At 65.0% G+C, this 17,827-nt stretch carries 16 protein-coding genes and 1 pseudogene; 8 read left to right on the top strand and 9 right to left on the bottom strand.

Features of this window, described 5'->3' with window-relative positions:
- Positions 1–347, top strand: a pseudogene (locus tag AWB67_RS21430) (class I poly(R)-hydroxyalkanoic acid synthase); the annotation flags it as partial.
- Between the two features lie 2 nt (positions 348–349).
- On the top strand, positions 350–1,180 hold the full coding sequence (locus tag AWB67_RS21425) for an amidohydrolase family protein (RefSeq protein WP_087658240.1): 831 nt from the start codon (positions 350–352) through the stop codon (positions 1,178–1,180).
- A 2-nt stretch (positions 1,181–1,182) separates the two neighbouring features.
- On the opposite strand, the gene AWB67_RS21420 is transcribed toward AWB67_RS21425, so the two are convergent.
- Positions 1,183–2,484, bottom strand: a complete 1,302-nt coding sequence (locus AWB67_RS21420; protein ID WP_200822273.1) for an MFS transporter — start codon at positions 2,482–2,484, stop codon at positions 1,183–1,185.
- A gap of 153 nt (positions 2,485–2,637) precedes the next feature.
- Between AWB67_RS21420 and AWB67_RS21415 the strand changes: the two genes are divergently transcribed.
- From AWB67_RS21415 to AWB67_RS21405, 3 genes are read left to right on the top strand one after another with little or no spacing between them, the layout of a single operon-like run.
- Positions 2,638–3,360: a GntR family transcriptional regulator gene (locus AWB67_RS21415; RefSeq protein ID WP_087658232.1), complete on the top strand. Its 723-nt coding sequence runs from the start codon at positions 2,638–2,640 to the stop codon at positions 3,358–3,360.
- 34 nt (positions 3,361–3,394) lie between these two features.
- Positions 3,395–4,672, top strand: coding sequence for an MFS transporter (locus AWB67_RS21410; RefSeq protein ID WP_087658231.1), 1,278 nt, complete (start codon positions 3,395–3,397; stop codon positions 4,670–4,672).
- 1 nt (position 4,673) lies between these two features.
- Complete coding sequence (locus AWB67_RS21405; RefSeq protein ID WP_087658230.1) at positions 4,674–5,483, top strand: amidohydrolase family protein; 810 nt, start codon at positions 4,674–4,676, stop codon at positions 5,481–5,483.
- Here AWB67_RS21405 and AWB67_RS43200 read toward each other — a convergent pair.
- On the bottom strand, positions 5,470–6,429 hold the full coding sequence (locus AWB67_RS43200; protein WP_087658229.1) for an O-fucosyltransferase family protein: 960 nt from the start codon (positions 6,427–6,429) through the stop codon (positions 5,470–5,472). The two genes, AWB67_RS21405 and AWB67_RS43200, sit on opposite strands and share 14 nt — an antisense overlap.
- Positions 6,430–6,708: 279 nt before the next feature.
- Between AWB67_RS43200 and AWB67_RS21395 the strand changes: the two genes are divergently transcribed.
- Positions 6,709–7,140, top strand: a complete 432-nt coding sequence (locus AWB67_RS21395; protein ID WP_087658228.1) for a YqaA family protein — start codon at positions 6,709–6,711, stop codon at positions 7,138–7,140.
- A gap of 6 nt (positions 7,141–7,146) precedes the next feature.
- Here AWB67_RS21395 and AWB67_RS21390 read toward each other — a convergent pair whose 3' ends face one another.
- Both AWB67_RS21390 and AWB67_RS21385 read right to left on the bottom strand, forming a co-directional pair.
- Positions 7,147–7,767 (bottom strand): TetR/AcrR family transcriptional regulator, encoded by a 621-nt coding sequence (locus AWB67_RS21390; protein ID WP_087658227.1) that lies wholly within the window; start codon positions 7,765–7,767, stop codon positions 7,147–7,149.
- On the bottom strand, positions 7,754–8,191 hold the full coding sequence (locus AWB67_RS21385) for an ester cyclase (RefSeq protein WP_087658226.1): 438 nt from the start codon (positions 8,189–8,191) through the stop codon (positions 7,754–7,756). Before AWB67_RS21385 ends, AWB67_RS21390 begins: the two co-directional genes overlap by 14 nt.
- A gap of 144 nt (positions 8,192–8,335) precedes the next feature.
- Between AWB67_RS21385 and AWB67_RS21380 the strand changes: the two genes are divergently transcribed.
- Positions 8,336–9,469, top strand: a complete 1,134-nt coding sequence (locus tag AWB67_RS21380; protein WP_087658225.1) for an FUSC family protein — start codon at positions 8,336–8,338, stop codon at positions 9,467–9,469.
- A gap of 35 nt (positions 9,470–9,504) precedes the next feature.
- Here the strand turns inward: AWB67_RS21380 and zwf are convergent, their stop codons facing one another.
- From zwf to AWB67_RS21355, 5 genes are all read right to left on the bottom strand, one after another.
- Positions 9,505–10,977, bottom strand: a complete 1,473-nt coding sequence (gene zwf, locus AWB67_RS21375; protein ID WP_087658224.1) for a glucose-6-phosphate dehydrogenase — start codon at positions 10,975–10,977, stop codon at positions 9,505–9,507.
- Between the two features lie 179 nt (positions 10,978–11,156).
- Complete coding sequence (locus AWB67_RS21370) at positions 11,157–12,056, bottom strand: LysR family transcriptional regulator (protein WP_087658239.1); 900 nt, start codon at positions 12,054–12,056, stop codon at positions 11,157–11,159.
- 68 nt (positions 12,057–12,124) lie between these two features.
- Entirely contained in the window at positions 12,125–14,182 is a 2,058-nt protein-coding gene (locus AWB67_RS21365) for a 2Fe-2S iron-sulfur cluster-binding protein (RefSeq protein WP_087658223.1), read from the bottom strand.
- Positions 14,183–14,213: 31 nt separating this feature from the next.
- Positions 14,214–14,831 carry a glutathione S-transferase family protein gene (locus tag AWB67_RS21360; RefSeq protein WP_087658222.1) on the bottom strand — a complete coding sequence of 206 codons (618 nt, stop codon included), beginning with the start codon at positions 14,829–14,831 and terminating at the stop codon, positions 14,214–14,216.
- A gap of 125 nt (positions 14,832–14,956) precedes the next feature.
- Positions 14,957–15,142 (bottom strand): DUF1289 domain-containing protein, encoded by a 186-nt coding sequence (locus AWB67_RS21355; protein WP_087658221.1) that lies wholly within the window; start codon positions 15,140–15,142, stop codon positions 14,957–14,959.
- A gap of 179 nt (positions 15,143–15,321) precedes the next feature.
- Between AWB67_RS21355 and AWB67_RS21350 the strand changes: the two genes are divergently transcribed.
- Positions 15,322–17,820, top strand: a complete 2,499-nt coding sequence (locus tag AWB67_RS21350; protein ID WP_159964891.1) for a PAS domain S-box protein — start codon at positions 15,322–15,324, stop codon at positions 17,818–17,820.
- Positions 17,821–17,827 lie beyond the last annotated feature (7 nt).

Below are 17,827 nucleotides of genomic sequence, written 5' to 3'. Positions count from 1 at the left end.
ACATCGTGCCGTGGAAGGGCGCGTACCGGTCGACGCAGCTCGTCGGCGGCGATACGCAGTTCGTGCTCGGCGCGAGCGGGCATATCGCGGGCGTGATCAATCCGGCGTCGAAGAACAAGCGCAGCTACTGGACCGGCGGCACGCTCGGCGACGATCCGCAGGCGTGGCTCGAATCGGCCAAATCGCAGCCTGGAAGCTGGTGGACGCACTGGAACAACTGGCTGCAGGCGCACGCGGGCAAGCAGGTCGCCGCGCCGAAGAAGCCGGGCAACGCGAAGTTCAAGCCGATCGAACCGGCGCCTGGGCGTTATGTGGCGAAACATCCTCCGGAGGTAATGGGCGCGTGAGCATCGACATTTTTAGCGAAGAGAAAATCGACTGCCATAACCACGTGTTCGATCCCGCCCGGTTTCCTTATCGCGAGGACACGGTTTATCGTCCCTCGGGACAGGAGATCGGCACGGCCGCCCAATTCCTGCGCGTGATGGACGCACACGGCGTGCGTCACGCGCTGCTCGTCGGCCCGACGAGCGGCTATCGCACCGACAACCGCTGCATGCTCGACGCGATCGCGCAGGCGGCGGGGCGGTTCAAGGGCATCGCGGTGGTCGAAAACGATGTGAGCCGCGCTGAGCTTGCCGCGTTGAAGGCGGCGGGCGTCGTGGGCGTCGCGTTCAATCCGGCGATGGAAGGTGCTGCCGTCGTGACGGAAGCGGGGCCGCTGCTGGACCTGCTCGCCGCTCTGGACATGTTCGCGCAGATTCAGGTGGTCGGCGAGCAGCTCGTCGAGTTGCTACCGGTGATCGAGCGCACGCGCATGCGGGTTCTGATCGACCACTGCGGACGGCCGGATGTGCAGAACGGCGTGAGACAGCCGGGGTTTCAGGCGCTGCTCAGGCTCGCGGATGGCGGGAGGACGGTCGTCAAGCTCTCTGGCTGGCAGAAGATTTCACAACAGGATCATCCGTATGAGGACGTGCACGTTTACGTGAGGGAACTACTGCGTGTCTTCGGGCCGGACGCCTGCGTGTGGGGTTCGGACTGGCCGTTCCTGCGCGCGCCGTCGCGAATGGATTACGGGCCGTTGCTGCAACTTTTCGGAGAGATGGTCCCAGATGCAGACGTACGGCGGCGCGTCTTTTGGGACACGCCGCGCAGGCTGTTCGGGTTTGCGAATTAGCTTTAACGGCCCGCGGCGGCCACCGCGGCGCCGCGTTGCTTGTGCGCCCAGGCAATCGTCATACCGATACCGAGCGTCGCGAGGCAAACCATCGGCACGACCATCGGCGCGCCTGCATTGCCCGCGACTTTGCCCACATAAGGCATAAGGTTCTGGCTGAAAAAGCCGCCGAGATTGCCGATCGAGTTGATCGCCGCGACGCTCGCCGCAGCTCTGGCGCCTGAGAAAAAGCGCGGCGGCAACGACCAGAAGCACGGATAGAGCAGCGGAATGCATGCGCCGCCGAGCACGAGTGCGGCGAAGCGCAGCGGCAGTGTCGGCAGCGCCAGGCTCAACGCGAAACCCACCACGCCGACGCCAGCCACAATCGCCATCGCCTTGAGCACCACACTCTCGCGCTTCAGTTTCGCCGGCAGCCACAGCAGCAGCAGCGCGCCGAGCGCCCACGGAATCATGTTCAGCAGGCCATTCATCGACGGCGACACGCCGCCGCTTTTCAGAAGCGTCGGCATCCAGTAGGTCACGCCGTAGAGCGACGTCGACATCAGCATGTAAGCGCCCGCGAACATCAAAACACGCGGGTCGATCAGCGCGCGCCACGGATGCTCCGATTTCGCCTCAGGCGACGCCTCGCGCTTCAGCGCGAGCTTCATCAAGCGCTTTTCGTCATCGGAGAGGAAAGGCGCCTCGTCGACGGAATTCGGCAGGAAGCGCAACGCGACGCCCGCGACCAGCACTGCCGGCGCGCCCGTCGCGACGAACACCCACTGCCAGCCCGCGAGGCCGAGACTGCCGTCGAGCGACAGCAGGAGCCCGCCCGCGAGCGCTCCGAGCATGTTCGCGAGCGCGCTGCCGAGCGTGAAGAACCCGAGCATCCGCGTGCGATGGCTCTGCGGAAACCACAGCGTCAGATAGAAGATGACCCCCGGATAAAAGCCCGCTTCTGCCACGCCTAACGCAAAGCGAAAGACGTAGAAGAGCGCCATCGAATGGGTGAATGCCATCAGGATGGTGATCGCGCCCCACGTCACCATGATCCGGGCGAGCCACAGCCGCGCGCCAAAGCGATGCAGCGCGAGCGTGCTCGGCACCTCGAACAGCAGATAGCCGATGAAGAACAGCGACGCGCCCAGCCCGTACGACGCCTCCGTCATGCCGAGGTCGTGGACCATCTGCAGCTTGGCGAAACCGACGTTCTGCCGGTCGATGAAGGCGATCAGGAACATCACGATCAATAGCGGCATCAGCCGCCAGGCGATTTTCGTGACAACTTGCTGTTCGGTGGGAGCGGTGGTGTGCGACATGCGAATCTCCGGTAAATTCATCTATATGTTTGGTTGAATCGGTCTTTGTGAACATCCGTGAAAACCCGTTGGCAAGGTTCATACGGGTTTGTACGGTCGTGACGAACGTGCTGATCACATGCAAACATATAGATGAATTAACCAGACACAGACATGCAAGCCGACAACCGACTCCCCCGCTATCAACGCCTGCGCGATGAACTCGTCGCGCAGATCGCCGCGCGCCACTGGCTGCCGGGCGAGGCCATTCCGACCGAGCAGGCGCTCGCGAAGAGCCACGACGTCGCGATCGGGACGGTGAGGAAGGCGGTCGATCTGCTGGTCGCGGAAGGAATGCTCGAACGCTTTCAGGGGCGCGGCACGTTCGTGCGCCGCGCCAGTTTCGATAGCTCGCTCTTTCGCTTCTTCCGCTTCCAGAGCAAGCAGGGCGAGCGGCGCATTCCCGAGAGCCGGATTTTGCGGCGGGAGGTGGTCGAAGCGCCGTCGGCGGTGGCGGCCGCGTTGCAGATCGCGCCGAATGCGCGGGTGATCCGCGTGTCGCGGCTGCGGCTGATCGACGACGTCCCGCTGCTCGCCGAGGAAATCTGGCTGCCGTTCGAACGCTTCGAGGCGTTCGCCAAGCTGCCGATCGACGATATCGGCGACCTGCTGTATCCGGTCTACGAGGCGAAATGCAATCAGGTGGTGGCCTCCGCCACAGAGACGCTGACGGTTGAAGCCATCGGGCCGCTGCATGCGCGGCTCTTGCGCATCGAGCCGGGCACGCCGGCGGTCGTCATCGAGCGGCTGGCTTACGGCTACGACCGTCGGCCGCTCGAATGGCGGCGCTCGCGCGGGCCGGCGAGCGAATTCATTTACCAGGCCGAGATTCGCTGATCGTCAGAAGCCAGCTACACGCAGGAGACAACCGATGTTCGGATGGTTCAAGGAAATTTCCGGCAACGAGCGGCGCACGTTCTGGGCGTGCTTCGGCGGCTGGGCGCTCGATTCCCTCGACGTGCAGATGTTCAGCCTCGTGATCCCGGCGATCATCGCGGAGTGGTCGATCAGCCGGACGCAGGCGGGACTCGTCGGCGGGGTGACGCTGGTGGCGTCCGCGCTCGGCGGCTGGATCGCGGGGATGCTGGCGGACCGGATCGGCCGCGTGAAGACGCTGCAATGGACGGTCGCGTTCTTCTCGGTCTTCACGTTTCTTTGCGCGTTCGCGCAGACGTATCCGCAGTTTCTCGTGCTCAAGAGCCTGCAGGGCTTCGGTTTCGGCGGCGAATGGGCGGCGGGCGCCGTGCTGATGGCCGAAACGATCCGCCCGCAACATCGCGGCAAGGCGATGGGCACGGTGCAGAGCGCGTGGGCGGTCGGCTGGGCGGCGGCCGTGCTGCTCTTCGCGCTGATGTTCTCGCTCCTCCCCGCCGATACCGCCTGGCGCGTGATGTTCGGCATCGGCCTGTTGCCCGCGCTCTTGATTCTTTACGTGCGGCGCGGCGTTCAGGAGCCGCCCGCGCCGGCCGCGCGCCCATCAGATTCAATGGAAAGCGTGCCGCTCGTCGGGATTTTCGCGCCGAAAGTGCTGCGCATGACGCTGATCGGCGCGCTCCTTGGCGTCGGCGCGCACGGCGGCTATTACGCGCTGATGACGTGGCTGCCCACGTATCTCAAAACGGAGCGCCATCTGTCCGTGCTCGGGACGGGCGGTTATCTGGCGGTGATCATCGTCGCGTTCTTTTTGGGATGCATCGCGAGCGCGCAGTTGCTCGACCGCATCGGACGGCGCAGCACGATTCTGCTGTTCTCGATCTGCTGCGTCGCCACGGTGATCGTCTATCTGTTCCTGCCGCTCGGCAATCTTGCGATGCTCGCGCTCGGCTTCCCGCTCGGATTCTTCGCGGCGGGCATTCCGGCGAGCATGGGCGCACTCTTCTCCGAGATGTATCCGCGTGGCACGCGAGGCACGGGCGTGGGCTTTTGCTACAACTTCGGGCGCGTGGTGTCGGCGGGGTTTCCGGTGCTGGTCGGGCATATGTCGGCGAACATGACGCTCGGCACGGCGATCGGCATCGATGCGGCCGTCGCTTATTCGATCGTCGTCGTGGCTGTTTTGATGCTGCCGGAGACGCGCGGACGCACGCTCGCCGATCACCTGCCCGAACGCGAGGCGGCCGTGCCGATGCCGCGCGCGCATCGGCATTGATATGTCGATGCCAGTCAAGGCGATCGATGCCCACGCGCACGTCTTCGAGCGCGGGCTGCCGCTTGCCGCGAGCCGTCGGTACGCGCCCGGTTACGACGCGCCGCTTTCCGACTATCTTGCCCAACTCGATGCTCACGGTTTCTCGCACGGCGTGCTCGTCCAGCCGAGCTTTCTGGGCACGGATTGCGGCTATCTGCTGGACGCGCTGGCGCGTGCGCCCGAGCGGTTGCGCGGCGTTGCGGTGATCGACCCGGCGTGCGATCCGGCTTATATCGATGCGATGGGTCGAGCGGGCGTCGTGGGGATTCGCCTGAACCTGATCGATGCGCCCGCGCCGCGTCTCGGCGATCCGGCTTGGCGCGCCACGTTGAGCCATGTCGCGCGGCTCGGCTGGCACGTCGAGGTGCATGTGGAGGCAGGGCGGCTGCGGGGTATTTTGGAACCGCTGCTTGAATACGACGTAAAGATCGTCGTCGATCACTTCGGACGGCCCGATCATGCGCTAGGCGTGCTCGACGCGGGTTTTCGCCATCTGCTGACGCTCGGGCGCACGCGGCGCGTCTGGGTGAAGATTTCGGGGGCTTATCGGAATGGCGCGGGGTTGGCTTTTTCAGCCACCGATGCGCTGAAAGGCGAGTTCGGCGTCGATCGGCTGTTATGGGGCAGCGACTGGCCTCATACGCAGTTCGAAAGCGTCGAGAACTTCGGCCGCGCGCTGGACGTGCTGCGCGCGGCTGTTCCCGATGAATGCGAGCGTCAGGCGGTGCTGGCGGAAACGCCTGCGCGGTTGTTTGGGTTTACGCCGCCTTGACCTGCACATCCTGCTCAGCCCATATCTGGCTATCCGGAAACCAGAACGCATCGGGCCTCGGCGGCGCGACGAGCTTGACCGGCAATTGCGGATTAAAAATCTTCGACCAAGCCGACAGATAAGAAGCCGTTTTAACCAAATACCCGCAGTTCGAAAGCAATAAGCTAGAAACCAGCGCCTCCCGCCCGATCTCCATTCCCGGATAACCACTGAAATGAATCGGCAGGTCGCCATTCGCGAGCATTTTCGCGGGTGCGACTTTGATCGGCCGCTTGAAGGGCCACGCGCAAAAGAAATCGATAAACCGCTGCTCGTCGCTTGAAACGAAGATATTCGTCAAGCTGGGATTTTCAGCCAATGTCGTTTCCACCGTCTTGCAGAAATCCGCCCACGGCACCGTCAATGCCTCGATGACTTTATCCGTGCCGCGGAAGTGAACGCCGAGCGTCGATCTACCGATATCGAGCCGCTTGCAAATCGCGCTCACTTCATCGACGACAGGCGCCGCCGGCCGGTAATGCGAAAGAAAAAGCTCGCTCGCGCTGCGAAGCCGCAACCGCGATTCATAGCGCTGCCGAAAGCCCAATTGCACGAGATCGCGAACCGTCGAGGTCCGGACTCTCTGCATCGATATCGATACAGCCGCCGGCCGGATGCTCTCAAAGAAAGTCGAGAACCAGTCGATTTCTCCGGCCGCATCGCCGTAAAGCCCGCCGCGCGCGGAAATGCGCGGCGTCAGCCCTTTCTCTTCGCAATGCATCAGGATGAAAAGCACCATCTGCATGACGGAGAAGAAGCCGGAATTTTCCTGTATCTCGATCGCGAACACGCTTTTGTTCAGCCGCTGGCGCGCATGCAGCTTCAGGCGCACGGGCGTGGCGACGGAGTGCTTGAACCCCTCGCTGCGTCGAAATTGCCTGACTCGATCGACCACCTTTCGCAGCATCGCGATTCTCCCAAAACTCAAGGCTTGTTGGAATTCGAGTTCGGCGTCCGATACGTGAAACTGAGCGATCAGAATAGCATCGGGGCAATTCCCGGGAAGTCATTCAGCGGAACTGTTTAGTGGGGTAGCAAACCAAGCCCGGTAACATTTTCCCGGCAATTAATCGCGCAAACGTTTTCGATGTTTCAAACCAGGATCATTAATCGACGCGAAATTGGAGTTAACCCGATATATTAAAAACACGTGTATCGTGCTCAATCCCGACAATAACCTTTCACCATGGCCGATTTATCGATTTACGCCGGGCTCTTCGCCGTCGCGCTGATTGCCGCGACAATCTTCCCGCTGCAATCCGAAGCGCTGCTAGTCGGTTTGCTGCTCGCGGGCAGCCATCCGGCGTGGCTGCTCGTCGCGGTCGCGAGCGTCGGGAATGTAATCGGTTCGACGATCAACTGGTGGCTCGGGCGTTCGATCGAGCGGTTTCGCGAGCGCCGCTGGTTCCCGATCAAGCCCGCCGCGCTGGATCGTGCCGCACGCTGGTATCACCGCTACGGGCGCTGGACGCTGCTGCTCTCGTGGACGCCCGTCATCGGCGATCCGCTCACGATGATCGCCGGCGTGATGCGCGAGCCGCTCGCGTCGTTTCTGATCATCGTCGCGATCGCGAAGACGGGGCGCTACGTCGCCATCGCGGCGCTCGTGCTGCGCTGAACGCGATCAATCGGCCGGGTCGGAGCGCCGCGCCGCATCGACGAGCGCGCGGATCGCCCAGCGCTTCACCTTGCGCGCGCGGGCATCGTCGAGTTGCAGGACGTCCTTGAACACGACCATCGCCTCTGTCCCGATGACGAGCGCGAGCGCCTGGGAAAGCGTCGCCAGCGCGTTGGGGTCGAACTGGTCGCGAGCAGGTTCGAGCGCGGCTTCGATCAGCGGCGTGCGGCGGTTCTGCCGTGGCGGGATGCCATCGGCGCTCCCGCCCCGCGCCGCGCGCTCCAGAGAATGCGCAAGCATCATCCGAAGCGGCGCCTCGTTGGCAAGGATCATGTCGTGCAGCGCGGTATCGACGCGTTCCAGCCGCGCCACCGGATCGTTCGACGCCCGCGCGCGAAACAGCTCGGCCGCGTCAGGCACGGCGACATCGATCGACGCCTCCGCGAGCAGCGCGTCCATGCTCGGAAAATGCCGGTACGCGGTCGCGCGCGAGACGAGCGCCTCCTCGGCGATCTCCTCCAGGCTCGGCTTCTGCCCCGCCTTCATCAAGCGCGACGCGGCCTCCAGCAAATCCTTGCGCGTGCGCCGCTTCTGGTTCCGGCGCCGGGTGAGGTCAGCGTCCGCCATGCGATTCCGGCGGCAACTGGCGCATGATGGCGGCGAGGTCGACCCACACGTTTTCGCGGCGGATATCGCCCGTTTCGGCGAATTCCACGACGTGCAGCAGGCGGAATTCGAGCGGCCGTCCGTGGCCTTCCAGCCCGAACGGCCGGCCCGGCGCCTTGCCGCGCCAGAGCGATTCGTCGATGACGAAGGCATCGCCGTAAAGCCGCCGCAGGCACTCGACACGGCTCTCCGACAAATCCGCGAACAACGCCTCGTAGAACGGGCGCGCCGCCGCGCGGCCGTGCGTCGGCCCCGCCGGCCAGCCGACGATGTCGTGCTCGACGTCCGGCGAGAGCGTTTCGAGTACGCCGTCGACGTCGTCGAGATTCTCGAAGCGGAAGTGCTCGTCGATCTTCCTGTCCATTTCGCTGCGGGTCAGCGCCATGATCGCTCCTCAAGTCTGAAAAATTGCCGCTCGGTCCGACCGCTCGGCAAAATCCAGTTTAGTGAGACATTCGTCTCATTACAAGATTTTGATGTCTTTCTTTCGGGCATATAACCTCTAGCTCACCACCCCCAAACCAACGCCATGGCCGACTCCCTCAACACGCTCGCCCAGATCGTCCGCGAGGCGTCGTTCGCGCTCGGGCGGGAACTGGCGGCGTGGAAGCCATCCACCGAACGCGCGAGCTTCGCGACTCAGGCGATGCTCTCCGTCGCGCTCGCGGTGGCGTTCGCCTACGCGCTGCATCTGTCGAATACGTGGTGGGCGGCGATCAGCGGCTTCGCGGTGATGCAGTCGAGCTTCGCGGCGTCCGCGCGGCGCGGCTTGCTGCGCATCCTCGGCACGGTGGTCGGCGCGGCGCTGGGGGCGGTCGCCGGGCCGGCGATCGGCAATTTGCCGTGGGTCTTCGTCCCGGCGATGGGCGTGATCGGCGGCGTCGCGGTGTATCAGGCGCTTGCGTCGGAGGCCGGTTACGCGTGGGTGCTCGGCGCGGCGACCGCGCTGATGGTGACGTTCGAGGCGCATACGCTCGGCTCGGCATCGGCGACGGCATCGTTCGCGATGCTGCGCGTGGCGGAGGTCGTCGTCGGGACACTCGCGTGCGTGATTGTTTCGGGGGCGTTTTACGTCGCGGGGCGGTATCGGCGGGGTAGCGTACCCGTGGGCAACGCGGCGAGCGCATTGCTCACGCCGGATGCGAACATCGCCGCGCGCAAGCTCCTCGCGTGGCAAGGTGCGGCGTCGATTGTGATACTCGCCGCGCTGACCTACATCCTGAAATTGCCTGGCTTCGCGCAGGCGATGGTCACGGCAATCGCGGTGCTGATCCTGCCGGCGGCGTCATTAGCGACGAACACGCGGCGGCCGGTCGCCGAGCGAATGGTGCAGCGCTTCGCAGGCTGTCTGCTGGCGGGCGTGATCAGCATCGCGCTGTTGCCGCTCCTTGGCGATCACGCGTGGCTCTGCATGCTCGCGCTGTCGCTCGGCGTGTGGTTCGGCTGCCATGTGCAGACCGGCAAGGAAGGCGCGAGCTACGTCGGACGGCAGTTCACGATCGCGTTCATCATGGTCTTCGTGCAGGATCATCACTGGTCCGCCGATCCCGTTCCGGCGTTGATGCGCCTCTCCGGCATCCTGACGGGCATCGTCGTTCTGGCCGTCGTGATCCTCGCGATGAGCCGCCTGCCGCTCGCACGGCAAAGCGGCGGCGCGCTCTGAAGCACGCCGCCGCCGTTCAACGCATTACAGGATCGTCAAGCCTCTTCGGCCCACGCCATGTTCTCGCGCGCCATCAACGCCGACGATGCCGCCGGCCCGAACGTCCCCGACGTATAGCTGCGCGGACGGTCGTTGAGTTCCTTCCAGCCGTTGAGGATCGGTTCGACCCACGCCCATGCCGCTTCCAGTTCGTCGCGCCGCATGAAATGAGTGAGGCGTCCGCGAATCACGTCGATGAGCAGCCGCTCGTAAGCTTCCGCGCGACGCTCGGTAAACGCCTGCTGCAAGTCGAGGTTCAGGTTCACCGGCAGCATGTGCATGCCGCTGCCCGGTTCCTTCGCGAGCATCTGAAGCTGGATCGATTCCTCCGGCTGCAACTGGATGATCAGCCGGTTGCCGTAGTTGCGCGGGCCGCTCGGGATGATCGAGAACGGCAGGTCGGCGAAATCGATCACGATCTCCGACTGGCGCTTCTGCAGCCGCTTGCCGGTGCGCAGGAAGAACGGCACGTTCGCCCAGCGCCAGTTGTTGATATGCGCGCGCAGGGCGACGAAGGTTTCCGCGCGGCTCTCGGCGGGAACGTTCGCTTCCTCGAGATAGCCCTTCACCGGCTCGCCGCCGATCGCGCCCGCCGCGTACTGGCCGCGCACGGTATCGCGCGCGATGTCCGCGACCGACATCGGCCGCAGCGAGCGCAGCACCTTGAGCTTTTCGTCGCGCACGGCGTCGGGATCGAGCGACACCGGCGGCTCCATCGCGACGATGCAGAGCAGTTGCAGCAAGTGGTTCTGCACCATGTCGCGCAACGCGCCCGTCTGGTCGTAGAAGCCTGCGCGGCTGCCGACGCCAACCGTTTCCGCCACCGTGATCTGCACGCTCTTGATGTACGGCGCCTGCCACAGCGGCCCGAAGATCGCGTTGCCGAAGCGCAGCACCATCAGGTTCTGCACCGTTTCCTTGCCGAGGTAATGGTCGATGCGATAGATCTGCTGTTCCTTGAAATGCGCCCCGACCGACGCGTTGATCGCCTGCGCCGAGGCGAGATCGTGGCCGAGCGGCTTTTCGAGGACGACGCGCGAATGCTCGTCGACGAGACCCGCGTTCGTCAGGTTGTCGCAGATCGTCGTGAAGAGATCGGGCGCGGTCGCGAGATAGAACACGCGCAGCGCGTTCGGACGCGAGGTTTCGGCCAGGCGCCGGAAGTCGTCAGCGGAATCGATGTTTATGCGCACGTAGTCGAAGAGCGCGAGGAATTTGTCCCACGCCTGGGGATCGAGCGCCTTCTTGTCGACGAACGGCTTCGATTGCTGTTCCATGAAGGCGAGGAAGTCGTCGCGCGACCAGTCCTTGCGGCCGATCGCGATGATGCGCGTCTCGGCTGGCAGGTTGCAGTGCAGATGCGCCATGTAGAGCGCGGGCAGCAGCTTGCGCGCGGAGAGGTCGCCGCCGCCGCCGAAGATGATCATGTCGACGGGCTTTTCGTTGGCGGATGAGGTCTGGGTCGTCATGGTGCGTAGAGGGTTGCCGGTTGATGGAGCATCCGCTGGAGGCAAATGCGTGAAGCAGAAGGCAAGACTTTCCGAAGACGCCTATGGTGCATGTTTTGTAGGTTTTTTGCACGTAACGCGTCGAACGGGCGCCGGGCAACTTCGATACTTTCAAAAACCGCCCGAAATAGCGCGACCGTTCAATTCAGCGACGGGTCCGCGCGCAGCGTATCGATGGCGAGATCGAGGAACGCGCGCACCTTCTGCGCGGCGTGCCGTCCCTCGCGATGCACGACCTGCACCGGCAGCGCGGGCGGCTCGAATTCAGGCAGCACGATCTGCAGCGTGCCGTCGCGCAGATGGTGCGCCACCTGATACGACAGCAGCCGCGTGATGCCGAAGCCCGCGGCTGCGGCGGCGATCGCGGAGTCGTTGGTGGTGGTCGTGAGGCGCGGCTGCAGGCGCACGGTGACTTGCTTGGTGCCTTCGTTGAGCCGCCATTCGGGCGTGGTCGAGATGCCGCTGACGAGGATCGTCGTGTGTCCGTCGAGGTCTTGCGGGCGACGCGGCACGCCGTGACGCTCCAGATACTCCGGCGATGCGCACAGCACGCGCCGCACGCTGCCTACACCGATCGCCTGCAGTGACGAACTCGCCAGCTCGCCGATGCGTACGGCCACGTCGATACCTTCATCGACCATGTTCACCACCCGGTCGATGAACCACGCGGTCACGTTGGCTTCCGGGTAGCGCGCGAGGTAATCGATCACGACGGGCATCACGTAGTACTTGCCGAACAGCACGGGCGCCGTGACGGTCAACTGGCCGCGCGGCGACGAGTGCGTGCCGGTGGCGGAGAGTTCGGCGTCATCGACTTCGCCGAGGATGCGGCGGCAGTCCTCGAAGTAGGCCGAGCCGGCGTCGGTGAGACGCACGACGCGCGTCGTGCGCGTGAGAAGCCGCACGCCGAGCCGCTCTTCGAGATCGGTGACGACGCGGCTCACCACCGACGGCGACACGTCGAGCTTGCGCGCCGCGGACGCGAACCCGCCGGTTTCGACGACCGTCACGAACGTTGCCATCGCCTGGAATCGATCCATCTCATGCTCGAGGTAGCCGCGGTGACGTGCATTCTCGGGCATAAGCGGTCGATGGACAATAAGGCGGCTCAGAGTTCGAGCACGAGCCGCCCGGCTTCGGATTGGGCGGGCATCGCGCAGCAGATGAGCGCTTCGCCTTCGGGCGCCTGGAACGACGGCGCGACCGGGTACGCCACCGCACCCTCGACGATGCGCGTGCTGCACGTCCCGCAACTGCCGCCGCGGCAACCGAAGTCGGGCGTGAGGCCGCGCGCTTCGGCGAGCTCCAGCAGCGTGCCGGACGCGGGGGTCCAGCGTGCTTCCTTCGCCGACTTCACGAACGCGACGGGGACGGGTTTCGTGGCGGGCTCGGCTGCTCCGGCCTTCTCGTTCGTACGCCGTAAGCCAGCGGGACCGAACGCCTCCGCGTGAATGCGCGCATCGGCGATGTTCAGGCCGCGCAGGCCGTCGTAGATCGACTGCATGAACGCGACCGGGCCGCAGAGGTAGAAATCGTAGTCGTTGAAGGGGAGCGTCTTCATCAGCAGCGCGACATCGATACGGCCCGCCACGTCATAGTCGAGGCCTTCGCGCGCGCCTGCCGTATCGGTCAGCGAGCGGATCACCTGCACGGCGCCGTTCGCGGCTTGCGCGAGGGCGTCGATTTCGGCGGCGAAAGCGAGATCCGCGAGCGAGCGCGACGAGTGGAAGAACCACACCGGTCGCGTGCGCCGGGTGCGCCGCCCTTCGTAGACGATATGCCGCAGCATCGCGAGCATCGGTGTCACGCCGACGCCCGCCGCGAGCAGCACGGCGGGGCGCCGCTCACGGGCGTCGATCGTGAAGTCGCCCGCCGGCGCGCGCGCCTCGATGATGCTGCCGACGCGCAACGTGTCGTGCAGATGCGCGGACACAACGCCTTGCCGCTTCACGCTGATGCGGTAGAACCCATCGGACGGCGCCGCCGACAGCGTGTACGTGCGGATCACGGGCTTGCCGTCCGGCGCCGTTTGGACGCGAATCGGCAGATGCTGTCCCGCCGCGTGTCTGGCGATGCCCGCGCCATCGGCCGGTTCAAGATAAAACGAGCGGATGACGGCGCTTTCATCGACCACTTTCGACACGCGAAACGGCCGCCACGCTTTAGCGAATGTCGCGGCCTTGAGACGATCGGCGGTTTCGTCCCAGGTGCCGGTCATGCGCGCATTCGGTGACTGGCCTCGCGCGTCCTTGTGCCAGCGCAGGGGCAGCGCTTGCTCACGATACACGATGCGGCGCGGCGTGAAGCGCCAGAGGCGCTCGGCGCCTTGGAACGCGGCGATTTCCGGCGAATCGAGGAGGACTTCGGCGTCGCCGGAAAGCTGCAGCAAGTCGCCAGTTTCGAAGTCGGCGAAGACGAGGCCCGCCTTCGGATTGACGAGGAAATTGCCGAGCGTGTTGAAGAAGAGGTTGCCCGCGAAATCGGGGATCGTGAGCACGCCGTCGTCGCCGATGCGCACGAAGCCCGGCCGGCCGCCGCGATGCGAGACATCGACTTGCCGCACGCCTTCACCGCGATCCACGTAGGACGCGACGAAGAACGCGTCGGCGTTGGCGATCATTTGCGTGGCGCGCGCCGACAGGCCGTCTTCCCACACCGGCGCGACCGGCGAATGCACGGCCGGATCGCGCACGCGCTCGAAGTCGCGCAACTGGATGTACTGCGGGCAGTTGCCGAAGCTCTGCGCGACTTCCACGCCGAAGCCCGCCGCGCCTTCGCGCCGGATCACGCCGTTCAGGCGATTGCGCCGCCGCGTGCGCAAGTCGATGCCCAGCAACCCTATAGCCGCGCCGTCGTTGAAACCGGCGTCGGCGGGATCGGACGGATCGCGCATCGCGTTGACGTGCAGCATCGCGGGCGTTGGCGCTTGCATAAACCCCGGCTTGCCGGCGATGAGCGTCGCCCACGCGTCGCCGGCGGTATCGACCGCGCCCGCGACGATGAACGGCAGCAGCGGATAGAACTGGCGATGTTCATCGAGCAGGAAGTCGCGCACGAAGCGGCGGCCCGGCCCGTCCATCCGCTCGACGACCCCGACGCTGCGTTGCATCGTGAGTTCTCCGTCGTGCCACGGTGAACGGCGTTCGACTTGGGATGGACTGGACATGACGTGCCTCCGCACGGTTTCGATTTCAGGCTCAGGCGGCAGCGCTCAGCCCGGCGGGCGTCTGCTGGAATTCGACGAAGCCCGGCAGCGCTTCGATGCGTTTCAGCCACGCGTTCACGTTGCGGTACGCGGACAAATCGACGTTGCCTTCCGGCGCCCGCGCGATGTAGCTGTAGAGCGCGACGTCCGCGATGGTCGGATGGTCGAGCGCGATCCAGTCGCGGCCCGCGAGTTCGTCATCGATCACTTTCAGCACGACGTGCGCGCGGCCGATCACTTCCTGCGCGTCGAACGGCCGGTTGAACACGGTGACGAGGCGCGCGGCGGCCGGGCCGAACGCGATCTGACCCGCCGCGACCGACAGCCACCGCTGTACGGCGGCGGCCTCGGCGGGGGACTCCGGCAGCCACTCAGTCTTGCCGAGCTTTTTCGCGGCGTAGACGAGGATCGCGTTCGAATCGGCGATGACGGTGTCGCCGTCGACCAGCACGGGAATCTGGCCGAAGCGGTTCAGGCGCAGGAATTCGGGGGTTTGGTGGGCGCCGGCGCCGAGATCGACGTCGATGACTTCATGCGGCGCGTCGATCAGCGACAGGAACAGGCGGGCGCGGTGCGCGTGGCCGGACAGCGGGTGGTGATAGAGCTTCATGCACGACTCTCCTTCGATCGGGGTTCATGGGGCAATCCATGAATCGAAGTGTAGAGTCGTGCGCTCAGGAGTTGAATAGCAGGGAAATTCAAATGACTGTTCTGGTAACGCGAACAGTGGGGGACCTACTGTTTATGCTTCTTTTTGAGCTTCGCCTTCCGCTCCCCGCGCGCATCGATGATCTTCACGCGATGCTTGTCCTTCATCTTCTTCCACTCCTTGCACTCGTCCTTCGTGCGCAGGCAGCCGATACAAAACCCGGTCTTGTCGTCGAATTTACAGATGCTGATACAGGGCGATTCCACGGCCATGACATGTCCAGTGTGCGTGTGCAGCAAGGTGCTACAAACGCTTCAATCTCGCATGCGGCGTGCCCGCCCGGCCAACTGTTTCTCCCAATGGCATCGATAGGTCAGCCGTTTTACGAATGCTAAGATGCCCGCATCCACGCGCGATGCGGCCCGATCGATGCGCTAACGTGCTCCAGAACATGCGGCGACCCCTAGTCTTCTCCACGTTGAGTCAGCTTGAATTCGAACGCGCGGTGCTCGGGCGCGTCGTCGCCGGCATGCCGCTCGCGGAGGTGCTCGAACACGTGATTCATCGCGTCGAGGCGCTGTCGGGCGAGTGCCTGTATGCGTCGATCCTGCTCGTCGATGCGAGCGGCAAGCGCCTCATCCTCGGCGCCGCGCCGAGCCTCCCCGCGAGCTACAACGAAGCGATCGACGGCGTCGAATTCGGACCGCTGACGGGTTCCTGCGGCGCGGCGGCGTACAACGCCGTGCCGGTGATCGTCGACGATATCGAGACCGATCCGCTCTGGGAGCCGTTTCGCGATCTCGCGCTCGGCCACGGCCTGCGCGCCTGCTGGTCGATGCCGATCCGCGCCGCCGATGGCAGCGTCCTCGGCACCTTCGCCAACTACTATCCAATCCCCAAAAGCCCCTCGAACGACGATCTCGAAGAGATCGCCTTCGTCGCGAGCGTGACGGCGCTCGCGATCGAGCGCCACAAGACCGATCGCGCGCTACGCGAAAGCGAAGAGCGCCTGCGCATCGCGCAGCAGGCGGGGCGCGTCGGCACGTTCGAGCTGTTTCCGGAGCGCAGGCGAGTCGCGGTATCGGAGGAATTCTGCCGTCAATGGGGCCTGCCGGTGCTCGCGGAATTCGACATCTCCGAACTGATCGCGCTGATTCATCCGCAAGACCGCGCCCGCGTGCTGACCGGCGCGAGCGATATTCCCGGCGGCGCGCTCGAATATCTCGAATACCGCATCCGCCGCCCCGACAACGGCGAGGAACGCTGGATGGGCCGGCGCGGCGAGGCGGTGGAAGGGGCGTCGGCGATACGGTATCTCGGCGTGTCCTACGACATCACCGACCACAAGCGCGTCGAGGAACGCCTGCGCGTGAGCGAAGCGCAACTGCTGCGGCTGAACGATTCGCTCGCGGGCGAAGTCGAGGCGCGCACGCGCGAGCGCGACCGCATCTGGCGCAATTCGCGCGATCTCTTCATCGTCGCGAGCGACGACGGCGTGCTGCGCGCCGTCAATCCGGCCTGGACCTCGATTCTCGGCTTCCAGGAAGACGAGTTGATCGGCAAGTCGTTCGAGGAGATCGTGCATCCCGAGGACGCCGGCGTGACGCGCGCGGCGCTCGATGCCGCGAACAGCGCCGGTTTCGCGCGCTTCGAGAACCGCAACCGGCATACGGACGGCTCGCACCGCTGGGTGTCATGGGTCGTGACGCGCGAAGGCGACGCGCTCTACGGCAACGGCCGCGACATTACGCGCGAAAAGGAGACGCAGCGCACGCTCAGGCAGACCGAGGAAGCGCTCAGGCAGGCGCAAAAGATGGAAGCGCTCGGGCAATTGACGGGCGGCATAGCGCACGATTTCAACAATCTGCTGCAAGGCATCACCGGGCCGCTGGAACTGATCAGGCGCTTCGTGCAGCTCGGCCGGATCGACGAAATCGAGCGCTTCATCACGATGGCGACCGGTGCGGCGAATCGCGCGGCGGCGCTCACCCATCGGCTGCTGGCGTTTTCGCGGCGCCAGCCGCTCGACCCGAAGCCGGTCAACGCGGACGATCTGCTCAATTCCATCGACGATCTCCTGCGACGCACGATGGGCGAGGCGATCGAAGTGACGGTGAGCCGCAACGACCATCTTTGGCTCACCCGTTGCGACGCCAACCAGCTCGAAAACGCGCTGCTCAACTTCGCGATCAACGCGCGCGACGCGATGCCGGACGGCGGCCGTCTCACGCTAGAAACCGACAACGCCGAACTCGGCGCCGACTTCGCCGCGCGCCATCCGGACGTATTGCCGGGTTCCTACGTGGTGGTATCGGTATCGGACACGGGCGGTGGCATGTCCGACGACGTTCGCGACCGCGCCTTCGACCCGTTCTACACGACGAAACCGCTCGGGCAGGGCACGGGGCTCGGGTTGTCGATGGCTTACGGGTTCGCGAAGCAGTCGGGTGGCGTCGCGACGATCGAAAGCGAGCTCGGCCTCGGCACGACGGTGCGGCTCTACTTGCCGCGTTACATGGGCGGCGCCGAGCGTGAGGAAGTCGCGGGCGAGCTGACGGAAGCGCATCGCGCGGAAGAGCGGCACGCGATTCTCGTCGTCGAGGACGATGCCGCCGTGCGTGAGCTCGTCTGCGAGATCCTGCGCGACCTGGATTACGAAGTGATGGAAGCCGTCGATGGCCCCGGCGGCCTCGCGGTGCTGAATTCGCCGGCACGCATCGACCTGCTCGTGACCGACGTCGGCCTGCCGGGACTGAACGGCCGCCAGCTCGCCGATGCCGCGCGCGCCACGCGGCCCACCCTTAAGGTGCTGTTCATGACGGGCTACGCCGAAGCGGCAACGCGCGCGAACGGCTTTCTCGACACCGGCATGGAAATGATTACGAAGCCGTTCACGCTCGAATCGATGGCGAGCCGCATTCGGCGGATCGTCGCGGCACCTGCGCGGTAAGGCCACA

The sequence above is a fragment of the Caballeronia terrestris genome, from assembly GCF_001544515.1.
Lineage (GTDB): Bacteria > Pseudomonadota > Gammaproteobacteria > Burkholderiales > Burkholderiaceae > Caballeronia > Caballeronia terrestris.
This window is presented reverse-complemented; position numbering and strand designations above follow the sequence as displayed.

Coding starts and splice junctions, on each gene's coding strand:
- zwf (WP_087658224.1), bottom strand. CDS start 10,977: ATGACGACCCAGACCTCATCCGCCAACGAAAAGCCCGTCGACATGATC.
- AWB67_RS21355 (WP_087658221.1), bottom strand. CDS start 15,142: ATGGCCGTGGAATCGCCCTGTATCAGCATCTGTAAATTCGACGACAAG.
- AWB67_RS21380 (WP_087658225.1), top strand. CDS start 8,336: ATGGCCGACTCCCTCAACACGCTCGCCCAGATCGTCCGCGAGGCGTCG.
- AWB67_RS43200 (WP_087658229.1), bottom strand. CDS start 6,429: ATGCTGCGAAAGGTGGTCGATCGAGTCAGGCAATTTCGACGCAGCGAG.
- AWB67_RS21360 (WP_087658222.1), bottom strand. CDS start 14,831: ATGAAGCTCTATCACCACCCGCTGTCCGGCCACGCGCACCGCGCCCGC.
- AWB67_RS21385 (WP_087658226.1), bottom strand. CDS start 8,191: ATGGCGCTGACCCGCAGCGAAATGGACAGGAAGATCGACGAGCACTTC.
- AWB67_RS21420 (WP_200822273.1), bottom strand. CDS start 2,484: ATGTCGCACACCACCGCTCCCACCGAACAGCAAGTTGTCACGAAAATC.
- AWB67_RS21410 (WP_087658231.1), top strand. CDS start 3,395: ATGTTCGGATGGTTCAAGGAAATTTCCGGCAACGAGCGGCGCACGTTC.
- AWB67_RS21365 (WP_087658223.1), bottom strand. CDS start 14,182: ATGTCCAGTCCATCCCAAGTCGAACGCCGTTCACCGTGGCACGACGGA.
- AWB67_RS21370 (WP_087658239.1), bottom strand. CDS start 12,056: ATGGATCGATTCCAGGCGATGGCAACGTTCGTGACGGTCGTCGAAACC.
- AWB67_RS21395 (WP_087658228.1), top strand. CDS start 6,709: ATGGCCGATTTATCGATTTACGCCGGGCTCTTCGCCGTCGCGCTGATT.
- AWB67_RS21415 (WP_087658232.1), top strand. CDS start 2,638: ATGCAAGCCGACAACCGACTCCCCCGCTATCAACGCCTGCGCGATGAA.
- AWB67_RS21405 (WP_087658230.1), top strand. CDS start 4,674: ATGTCGATGCCAGTCAAGGCGATCGATGCCCACGCGCACGTCTTCGAG.
- AWB67_RS21390 (WP_087658227.1), bottom strand. CDS start 7,767: ATGGCGGACGCTGACCTCACCCGGCGCCGGAACCAGAAGCGGCGCACG.
- AWB67_RS21350 (WP_159964891.1), top strand. CDS start 15,322: ATGCGGCGACCCCTAGTCTTCTCCACGTTGAGTCAGCTTGAATTCGAA.